The organism is Streptomyces sp. NPDC058459 (genome assembly GCF_042721685.1).
Lineage (GTDB): Bacteria > Actinomycetota > Actinomycetes > Streptomycetales > Streptomycetaceae > Streptomyces.
Genome location: NZ_JBHXLV010000057.1, coordinates 26,724 through 33,847, shown reverse-complemented (window position 1 = coordinate 33,847; position 7,124 = coordinate 26,724). Strand labels below are relative to the sequence as shown.

7 protein-coding genes and 1 riboswitch are annotated in these 7,124 nt (G+C 73.0%); of the genes, 5 read left to right on the top strand and 2 right to left on the bottom strand.

The features are described 5' to 3' along the window. Positions 1-79 precede the first annotated feature (79 nt). A riboswitch (SAM riboswitch) is annotated at positions 80-196 on the top strand. 179 nt (positions 197-375) lie between these two features. Continuing rightward, on the top strand, positions 376-1,728 hold the full coding sequence (locus tag ACFWN1_RS13810; RefSeq protein WP_384360915.1) for an aminotransferase class V-fold PLP-dependent enzyme: 1,353 nt from the start codon (positions 376-378) through the stop codon (positions 1,726-1,728). Positions 1,729-1,777: 49 nt separating this feature from the next. Here ACFWN1_RS13810 and ACFWN1_RS13805 read toward each other — a convergent pair whose 3' ends face one another. Both ACFWN1_RS13805 and ACFWN1_RS13800 read right to left on the bottom strand, forming a co-directional pair. Beyond that, on the bottom strand, positions 1,778-2,059 hold the full coding sequence (locus ACFWN1_RS13805) for an Lrp/AsnC family transcriptional regulator (RefSeq protein WP_031179902.1): 282 nt from the start codon (positions 2,057-2,059) through the stop codon (positions 1,778-1,780). Further along, complete coding sequence (locus ACFWN1_RS13800; RefSeq protein ID WP_384360912.1) at positions 2,056-2,835, bottom strand: rhomboid family intramembrane serine protease; 780 nt, start codon at positions 2,833-2,835, stop codon at positions 2,056-2,058. Before ACFWN1_RS13800 ends, ACFWN1_RS13805 begins: the two co-directional genes overlap by 4 nt. A gap of 164 nt (positions 2,836-2,999) precedes the next feature. Here ACFWN1_RS13800 and ACFWN1_RS13795 point away from each other — a divergent pair, with 164 nt between their 5' ends. The 4 genes from ACFWN1_RS13795 (at position 3,000) to ACFWN1_RS13780 (ending at position 7,097) form a co-directional block, all read left to right on the top strand. Further along, on the top strand, positions 3,000-3,239 hold the full coding sequence (locus ACFWN1_RS13795; protein WP_130334297.1) for a hypothetical protein: 240 nt from the start codon (positions 3,000-3,002) through the stop codon (positions 3,237-3,239). A gap of 67 nt (positions 3,240-3,306) precedes the next feature. Continuing rightward, a complete protein-coding gene (locus ACFWN1_RS13790; protein ID WP_384360908.1) occupies positions 3,307-4,650 on the top strand; it encodes an NYN domain-containing protein in 1,344 nt (447 codons plus the stop codon). A 210-nt stretch (positions 4,651-4,860) separates the two neighbouring features. Further along, positions 4,861-5,901, top strand: coding sequence for an NlpC/P60 family protein (locus ACFWN1_RS13785; protein ID WP_384360905.1), 1,041 nt, complete (start codon positions 4,861-4,863; stop codon positions 5,899-5,901). A 191-nt stretch (positions 5,902-6,092) separates the two neighbouring features. Then, positions 6,093-7,097: an NlpC/P60 family protein gene (locus tag ACFWN1_RS13780; RefSeq protein WP_384360903.1), complete on the top strand. Its 1,005-nt coding sequence runs from the start codon at positions 6,093-6,095 to the stop codon at positions 7,095-7,097. The last annotated feature ends 27 nt before the right edge of the window (positions 7,098-7,124 follow it).

The following is a 7,124-nucleotide window of genomic DNA, read 5'->3' as shown; positions in this document are numbered from 1 at the left end:
GTCGCTCTCCGCCGCGCCGGCGTTCCGGCATCCGGACGCCGGTTGCGCCGGGTGATCCGTCCGGATAACTTGCGTGTCAGGTCATGAGCGACAGCCATGCGGCCCCGGCCGGCTGTCCGGCAACCCTCCGTCCGTGGCGGGGTGCTCCGGGTGAGGACCAGGCCGTGGCCCAGAAGGTCCACGGCAAGCGCGGACCCCTCGGAGAGCCAGGGGTCCTGGTCGTACGAGGGAGCCTTCTTCCGTGAGCAAGCGAATGCGCTAGGGCCGCCGAGCCCCCCTTCCGCGCACCTCTTTCCCCCTTCTCACCCCTGCTTCGGTGTCGCTTCCGCATGCCCTGCGCGCGGTGACTCCGGCCTGCCTCACGGGAGTTCAGCCATGTCCGTCTCCACGACCTTCGCCCCCGCCGCTGCCACCGAGACCGTGCCCGCCCCGCTGCCGGTGCTCGGCCGGGATGTCACCGTGCCGCTCGTCACCGGGGGCGAGGTCGGCTACGCCGCGCTCGACTACGCCGCCAGCGCCCCCGCCCTCCAGCGGGTCTGGGACGACATCGCCGCCTACGCCCCCTACTACGGCAGCGTGCACCGGGGCGCCGGACACCTCTCGCAGCTCTCCACCGAACTGTTCGAGAACGCCCGCCGCACGGTCGCGGAGTTCCTCGACTGCCGGGACGCCGACCAGGTGGTCTTCACCCGGTCCACCACCGACTCCCTGAACCTGCTGGCCCGCGCGCTGCCCGCCGGGTGCGAGGTGTACGTCTTCGAGACCGAGCACCACGCCGCGCTGCTGCCCTGGCGCGCGGCCGACGTGACCTTCCTGGACGCCCCGCGCGGTCCCGCCGGGGCGGTGCGCACGCTGGAGCGGGCCCTCGCCGCCCGGGACACCGCGCGCCCCGCGCTGGTCTGCGTCACCGGCGCCTCCAACGTCACCGGTGAGCTGTGGCCGGTGCGGGAGCTGGCGACGGCCGCGCACGCGCACGGCGCGCGGATCGTGCTGGACGCCGCGCAGCTGGTGGCGCACCAGCCGGTGAGCGTGCGGGAGCTGGACGTCGACTGGGTCGCGTTCTCCGGGCACAAGCTGTACGCGCCCTTCGGCTCCGGGGTGCTGGCCGGGCGGGCCGACTGGCTCTCGTCGGCCGAGCCGTACCTCGCGGGCGGCGGTGCCAGCCGCACGGTGGCCCGGCGCGCGGACGGCGGGGTGGCGGTCGAGTGGCACGAGGGCGCCGCGCGGCACGAGGCGGGCTCACCCAACGTGATCGGTGCGTACGCGATCGCCTCGGCCTGCCGGGCGCTCACCGAGGCCGGCCCGAAGGCGCTGGCCGCCCGCGAGCGGCATCTGCTCGGGCTGCTCCGCACGGGCCTGGCCGAGGTGCCCCGGGTGAGGGTGCTCTCGCTCTTCGGTGACGACGCCCCCCGGGTGGGCGTGCTGTCCTTCGTGGTCGACGGCTGGAACAGCTCCCACCTCGCCGCGGCGCTCTCCGCCGAGTACGGCATCGGCGTCCGCGACGGCCTCTTCTGCGCCCACCCCCTGGTGCACGCCCTCCTCGGCACCGGCGCCGCCGAGCAGGCGGGCTGCGGCACCGGGTCCCTGAACGCGGTCCGCGTCAGCTTCGGCGCGGGTACCCCGGACGAGCACGTGACCCGCTTCGTGGCAGCGGTGCGCGAACTGGTCACCCGGGGCGCGAAGTGGACCTACCGCACGGAGAACGGCCGCTGCGTCCCGGAGAGCTGAGGCTCTTCAGCAGTGGCCCGCCGGGAGCGGGTCGCCGGGAAGCGGCCCGTCAGGAGTCCAGGCCGATGGCGAAGGCCGCTTCCAGGTCGTGCTGGGAGTAGGTGCGGAAGGCGACGTGGGTGTCGGTGCCCTCCACGCCCTGGATCTTGCTGATACGGCCGGGGATGACCTCGGCGAGATCCTCGTGGCGGGCCACGCGGACCATGGCGATCAGGTCGTAGGTGCCGGTGACGGAGAAGACCTCGCTGACGCTCTCCAGCGCGGCGATCTGCTCGGCGATCTCCGGAATCCGGTCCACGCTGGTCTTGATCAGGACGATCGCGGTGATCACGGCTGGTTCTCTCCCTTGGACGCCGTAGCCGGGGCGGGCTCAACTCTAGTCCCGCCCGGCCCGTCCTTCGCGCGACGCTTGCCCGTGGTCCTCCCGTACCGCAGCCACGCGTAGCCGAAGCCCAGGCAGAAGCCGATCACATGGGCGAGGTAGGCGACGCCGGGGCCCTCCGGGGCGCGGCTCGCCGCGTACCACTGGAGGCCGGCCCAGAAGGGCAGTACCACCCAGGCCGGGAAGCGCAACGGGAGGAAGAACAGGAACGGGAGGAGACTGGTCACACGGGCCCGTGGAAAGAGGTGGAGGAAGGCGCCGAGGACCGCGGAGATGGCCCCCGAGGCACCGACGAGGGACTGCTCGGAGTCCGCGTTGGCCAGCGCGTACCCGAGCAGGGCGAGGTAGCCGCAGCCGACGTAGAAGAGGGTGAACTCGACGCGGCCCATCCGTTCCTCGGTGAGCACGCCGAAGACGAAGAGGAAGAGCATGTTGCCGAGCAGATGCACCCAGCTGCCGTGCACGAACAGCGCGGTCACCGGGGTGAGCGCCTCGCGCACCGGCTCCGCGAAGAGCCCGGCCGGGATCACCCCCCAGTGCCGGAAGTACGCCCGCTGCGCCGCGAGCAGTGCCTCCCCGGTGCCGTACGAGCGGGTCAGGCCGGAGGCCGGACCCAGCAGGAAGATCAGGCAGCACAGGGCGATGAGGCCGTACGTCAGCGGCGCCGGGGTGCCCCGGACCGCCCTGAGGGTCCGGGCGGTGGTCGTGCTCCACTCTCTGATCATGAATACAGAGCATGACGTAACCGGACGCACCGGTACGGACCGCCTCGCCGCTTCGGACGGGCGGGCGGTGAACACCCGGCAGGCCGTAGGGTTACGGCCACACGCGCCGGGACCCGGCGCGTGGCCAGTCCGCCGGACGCGACGAGAAGGAAGAGAGCTGCGCCATGACGGTTCCTCCGCCGACCGCCACGACACGCTGGCGCTGCACCCTGTGCGGCAACCTCACCCGGTTCGACGTGACCCGCTCCTCCAGGGCCGTCGAGTACGTCCACCTCGACCTGGCCGGAGAGCCCACCGTCGAGGAACGCGAGGTGGTCAGTGAGACCATCGAGTCGGTCCGCTGCCGCTGGTGCAACGCGGTGGACCAGGTGGAACTCGTGGACAGGCCGGGCGCCGCCTCCTGACGGCGGAGGCGGTCCGCGCGGTACGGGAACAGTCGGGTCGGGCATGTCGGGCATTGGGGTGTGACGGATGGTGGAGACCGCGGGCGGGGGGCCGGAGGACGGCACCGCCGAGGTGCTTGACCATCCGCTGCCCGACGGCGTGCGCCGCCGGGTCGTGCGCATCGTCTCGGACGCCTTCGGCGCCCTGACCATGGCCGAACTGCCCCCCCAGCTACGGCAGTACGCCCGGTTCGCGCCGAACCGGCGGGCCAAGTTCGCCGGGACCGCGATGGCGGCCGCGCTGGAGACGGAACGCCTCTTCCGGCAGCGGATCGGCGAGCGCTACAAGGAGACCGAGCCCGAGCTGTGCGGCGCACTGGAGGCGGGCTCCCCGCCCCCGGCCGCCGACCCCCTGGACGTCGCGGCCGCCGCCTATGTGCTGCGCCCGCCGGGCTGGGCCAAGCTGGTCGCCGCCGCCGGTGAGGAGGCCCAGCGCGCGGACGCCGAGCGTGCGGACGACGAGAGCCGGGCCGAGCTGGAGCGGCTGCGCGAGGAGCTGGCGCAGGCCCGCGAGCTCGCCCGCGCCGAGACCGCCCGGCTGCGCGCCGAACTGGACGTGGCCAAGAAGGAGACCGACACGCTGCACCGCAAGCTGCGCTCGGCCCTGAGCGACGTCAAGCGCGGCGAGGCCGCGCTGCGCAAGGAGCGCGCCGAGACCGAGTCGGTGCGGGCCGAGGGCCAGGTGGCCGTCTCGGCCGCCGAGAGCGAGTCCCGCCGGCTCAAGACGCGCCTCGGGGAGTCGGAGGCCGCGCTTGAGGCGACCCGCCGCGCGGTCCGCGAGGGCCGCAGTGTGGAGGACATGCGGGTACGCCTGCTGCTCGACACCGTGCTGGAGGCGGCCCAGGGGCTGCGCCGGGAGCTGGCGCTGCCGCCGGTGTCGGTCCGCCCGGCCGAGACCGTGGACGCGGTCGAGCCGGGCCGGATGAGCCCCAAGGACATCGCCGCCCGCGCCCTGTCCGAGCACGACCCCGCGATCCTCGACCAGTTGCTGGCGCTGCCGCAGGCCCATCTGGTGGTCGACGGCTACAACGTCACCAAGACCGGCTATCCGCAGATGCCGCTGGAGAAGCAGCGGCTCAGACTCCTCGGCCAGCTCTCCGCGCTCGCCGCGCAGACCGGCGCCGAGGTCACCTGTGTCTTCGACGGCGCCGAACTGGCCGCGCCGGTGCTGCTCGCGCCGCCGCGCGGGGTACGGGTGCTGTTCTCCAAGCCGGGGGTGACGGCCGACGAGCTGATCCGGCAGCTGGTGCGCGCCGAACCGCCCGGCCGGCCGGTCGTCGTGGCCTCCACCGACCGCGAGGTGGCGGACGGGGTCGCACGCGCCGGCGCGCGCCCGGTGGCCTCTGCGGTACTTCTCAAGCGACTGTCCTGAACGCCCGACGGACGTGCTGAATGCCCCGATTGCGGGCGTCTGTGGACGACGTACGGTCAATCCGGCGTCACGTGTGGTGAGTTGAGTGCAAAATATGCAGCGGGGGACTGGATTTTTTGCTGTGAGGATTTGAACTGATCACAACTGGGTCACTAGGGTCGGTTCGAACCTCCGAGCGGGTGATCACTCACAAGAAGGAGTTCGTCCTCAGTGGCGTCCCATCGTCGACCCAAGCAGCCGAGTCGCACGCGTGTCACCGTGCTGACCACCGCGGCCGCCGCCGCCGTCGCGCTCAGCGCGAACGCGGCCAACGCGGCCCCGAGCGAGAAGCCCGGAAAGACCGAGGTCAAGGCGCAGGTCGACAAGCTCTACGAGCAGGCCGAGCAGGCCACCGAGAAGTACAACGGCGCCAAGGAGAAGCAGGAGAAGCTCCAGAAGGAGATCTCCACCATCCAGGACAACGTCGCCCGCGGCCAGCAGGACCTGAACAAGCTGCGCGACGGCCTCGGTTCGCTCGCCACCGCCCAGTACCGCAGCGGCGGCATCGACCCCTCGGTGCAGCTCTTCCTGTCCGCCGACCCGGACGACTACCTCGACAAGGCGTCCACGCTGGACCAGTTGAGCGGCCAGCAGGTCGAGGCGCTGAAGAAGATCCAGGACAAGCAGCGCGACCTGGCCCAGGAGCGCGCCGAGGCCACCGAGAAGCTCAAGGACCTCGCCGCCACCCGCACCGAGCTGGGCAAGAAGAAGAAGGAGGTCCAGGGCAAGCTGGGCGAGGCGCAGCGCCTGCTCAACACCCTGACCGCCAAGGAGAAGCAGGCCCTGGCCGCCGAGCAGCAGCGCGCCGACCGCTCCTCCAGCGAGCGCGTCCAGCTCGGCGACCCCGTCCCCGCCTCGGGCCGCGCCGGAGCCGCGTTCTCCGCCGCCCAGAGCAAGATCGGCACCCCGTACGTCTACGGCGCCACCGGCCCCTCCTCGTACGACTGCTCGGGGCTGACCTCCTGGGCCTACGCCCAGGCCGGTGTCTCCATCCCGCGCACCTCCGAGTCGCAGGCCAACATCGGGACCCGGATCTACTCCCAGAGCGCCCTCCAGGTCGGCGACCTGGTCTTCTTCTTCAACGACATCCACCACGTCGGTCTCTACGCGGGCAACGGTCAGATCCTGCACGCCCCGCGCACCGGCACGGTCGTCCGCTACGAGTCGATGAGCACCATCGGCGGCCCGTTCATGTTCGGCGTCCGCGTCTGACGGCGGCTCCCGCTCCTTCGCCACACCCGCCCGAACGGGCGAATCACGGCACCGCGCGACCCCTGGCGCCCCGCCGCTGACCTGCGTCGGCGCCGGGGCGTCACCGTGTGTGCGCACGGCGGTCGTTGGCCGGCGGGTGCCGCTGCGGCTACTGTCTGGCGCGTTTCCCGTCGTCCAGGGGAAGGACCGCCGTGGCGTCCCATCGCCGTTCCGCGACATCCGGCTGCGACCGGGGCGTCACCGCCCTGTGCGTGCTGTCGGCGACGGCCGCCGCCCTCGGCGCCGTACCCGCCGCGCACGCGGCGCCCCGCGAGGGCGCCCGCGCCGAACTGGACCGGCTCTACGCCGCGGCCGAGCGCGCCACGGAGGACTACGACCGGGCCGGCGAGCGCGCGGACAAGCTCCGCCGCGAGGTCCGCGACGCCCAGGACCACATCGCCCGCACCCAGCAGCGGGTCAACTCCCTGCGGGAGCGCCTTGGTTCGCTCGCCGGTGCCGAGTACCGCTCCGGTGGCATCGACCCGGCCGTGGCCCTGCTGTTCTCCGCCGACCCCGACGACTACCTCGACAAGGCGTCCGTCGTCGACCGGATCGGCGACCGGCAGGCCGGGCAACTCCACGAGCTGAGCCGCGCGTTGCGCGACCTCGCCCAGGAGCGGGCCGAGGCGGAGGCCGAACTCGGCGACCTGGAGCGCAGCCGCGAAGCGGTGGCCGCGCACAAGCGGACGGTGCGGGAGCGGCTCACCCGCGCGCGGCGGCTGTTCGACTCCCTGTCCGGCGCCGACCGCGCCGACTACAACCACGCCTCCCTCGCCGGCCGCGCCGGCCTTGCGGGCTTCGGCGACCTCGGCCCCCGCGCCGCCGCCGCGCTCGCCGCCGCCCGCTCCGCGCTCGGCCGCCCGTACGTGTGGGGCGCCAACGGGCCCTCGGGCTTCGACTGTTCGGGCCTGATGCAGTGGTCGTACGCTCGGGCGGGCGTCCAGCTGCCGCGCACCTCGCAGGCCCAGCGGAACGCCGGACACCATGTCCCGCTCTCCCAGGCCCGCCCCGGCGACCTGGTGATCTACCGCTCCGACGCCAGCCATGTGGCGATGTACGTCGGCGACGGCCAGGTCATCCACGCCCCCCACCCCGGCGCACCGGTGCGCTACGACCGCGTCGGCATGCTCCCGATCTCCGCCGTGACCCGGCCCTGAGCCCCGGCCCCACCCCGTACGATCGGA

Coding starts and splice junctions, on each gene's coding strand:
- ACFWN1_RS13790 (WP_384360908.1), top strand. CDS start 3,307: ATGGTGGAGACCGCGGGCGGGGGGCCGGAGGACGGCACCGCCGAGGTG.
- ACFWN1_RS13795 (WP_130334297.1), top strand. CDS start 3,000: ATGACGGTTCCTCCGCCGACCGCCACGACACGCTGGCGCTGCACCCTG.
- ACFWN1_RS13810 (WP_384360915.1), top strand. CDS start 376: ATGTCCGTCTCCACGACCTTCGCCCCCGCCGCTGCCACCGAGACCGTG.
- ACFWN1_RS13800 (WP_384360912.1), bottom strand. CDS start 2,835: ATGATCAGAGAGTGGAGCACGACCACCGCCCGGACCCTCAGGGCGGTC.